Here is a 1,977-nt window from a genome sequence, read left to right as displayed (position 1 = left end):
GCGACTGGCTCGACCGGGGCAACCGGCTCTACCGGAGCAACCGGCTCGACGGGTGCTACCGGCTCAACCGGAGCGACGGGTTCGACCGGAGCAACTGGCTCTACCGGAGCGACAGGTGCGACCGGAGCGACAGGTGCCACCGGCTCGACGGGAGCAACCGGCTCGACCGGAGCAACCGGCTCGACCGGAGCAACCGGCTCGACCGGCGCGACTGGCTCGACTGGCTCGACCGGAGCGACCGGAGCGACTGGCTCGACCGGTGCGACAGGCTCGACCGGCGCAACTGGTGATACCGGCGCGACTGGATCGACCGGAGCAACTGGATCGACCGGAGCAACTGGCTCGACTGGTGCGACCGGCTCTACTGGCGCAACTGGCTCTACCGGAGCGACTGGCTCTACTGGCGCCACTGGCTCAACCGGAGCGACTGGCTCTACCGGCGCGACTGGATCGACCGGAGCAACTGGCTCAACCGGAGCGCCTGGTCCGACCGGTGCAACCGGAGCGACTGGCTCAGGCGATGACGATGATAAGCACCATCACCATCATCACCACCATGGCAACAACGGCAATGACGAGGACCGCGACGATCGTGGCAACCGAGGCAACGGGCGCGGCAAGGACGACGACGGTGGCAAGTCCGGCAACGGGAACGCCGCCAAGGTCACGTCCACTTCGCTCGGGCTCAAGGACACGACGCAATTCCTGCAACCCGGCTCGACTGACGGCGGCAGTGATCCCGGCAAGCATGCATCGTTCCGCGACCTGATCGGTCTTGCGGTCACAACGGTGGCGACGGACCTGCTGAATGTCCTCAAGACGATTGGCGGATTTGGTCACGACCAGAACAAGCCGTCGGGGGCGAGCACGGATCTCACCTCGGACCAGACCAAGCATGGTGCCGGCTACGCCAGCACCGACCACACCGTCAAGACGTCCCTGAAGGATCTCTTGAAGCCACACGAGTAGGCAGAATGTTGATTTGAAAAAGCGCGCGGGCTTCGCTGCAAAGCGAAGTTCGCGCGTTGAACATCCCGGGACACGGACTGGCAGAAGAGTCGCGCGGCCGATCAATTCGGAGTACGATGGCGGCATGATCGAAACCCTCGGCAGAAGCACTTCGGCCTGGGAATTGTCGAGTTCGCTTGCGTGCTGGAAGACAAGTCCATGGTGAACATCCCCGTGAACGCCGAAATCCAAGCGGTCCCGATCGACGCCGGTTCCGCGCAAGGCCAGGCGGCGGGCGGCGAGAGCACTATGGCGCGGATCCCTGGCGGTCCGGCCGAATTCGACAAGATCGGGCCACGCCTCAAGGCGATGCTGCGCGCCGCCCGCTATCACGGTGTCGAGCTCGACCCGAACGAATTCAGGGCCGCGAGCGCGGTTCCGGCCGCCGCCGATCTGTCGCAGTGGGCGCAGGACGCCGGCATGTGGTCACGCGCCGTGCGCATCCGCTGGTCGCACCTTTTGCGCTTCCAGGACGCCGGACCTGTCGTCCTGTTGTTCAACGACGGCGGCGCGGCTCTCCTCACCGGGGCGAGCGCCGAGCGAAACGTCGTCTTCCTGAAAAGTGCGGATGCACCCGAAGATGGTGAAGCCGTCGCCATCGACGAGTTGCGGCTGTCGCAGGTGTGGACCGGCGAGGCACTGCTGCTGCGCGCCACACGATCCTATGTCGCGGCGGACGCGCCCTTCACCCTTCGCTGGCTCGCCGAACTGGTGCGGCTCGAAAGTCACGCCCTGCGCGATATCACCATCGCCTCGTTCACGCTGAGTGTCCTTACCATCCTGCCGCCGCTTATCGTCATGACGGTGGTCAACAAGGTGCTGCAGTTCAACAGCATCTCGACGCTGGTGCTGTTGTCGGCGGTGATCGCCGTGGTTTTCGCCTATGAGACACTGCTTGGCCATGCACGGCGGCTGATCATCAATGTCGTCGGCGCCCGTCTGGACACCAAGTTGCAGCTGCACGTCTTC

2 pseudogenes are annotated in these 1,977 nt (G+C 64.8%); both read left to right on the top strand.

The window, feature by feature from the left end:
- Nucleotides 1-969, top strand: a pseudogene (locus tag AB4Z43_RS33435) (hypothetical protein); the annotation flags it as partial.
- A 198-nt stretch (nucleotides 970-1,167) separates the two neighbouring features.
- A pseudogene (locus AB4Z43_RS33430) lies at nucleotides 1,168-1,977 on the top strand (peptidase domain-containing ABC transporter); the annotation flags it as partial.

Source organism: Mesorhizobium sp. 2RAF45, from assembly GCF_052115225.1.
Lineage (GTDB): Bacteria > Pseudomonadota > Alphaproteobacteria > Rhizobiales > Rhizobiaceae > Mesorhizobium > Mesorhizobium jarvisii.
This window is presented reverse-complemented; position numbering and strand designations above follow the sequence as displayed.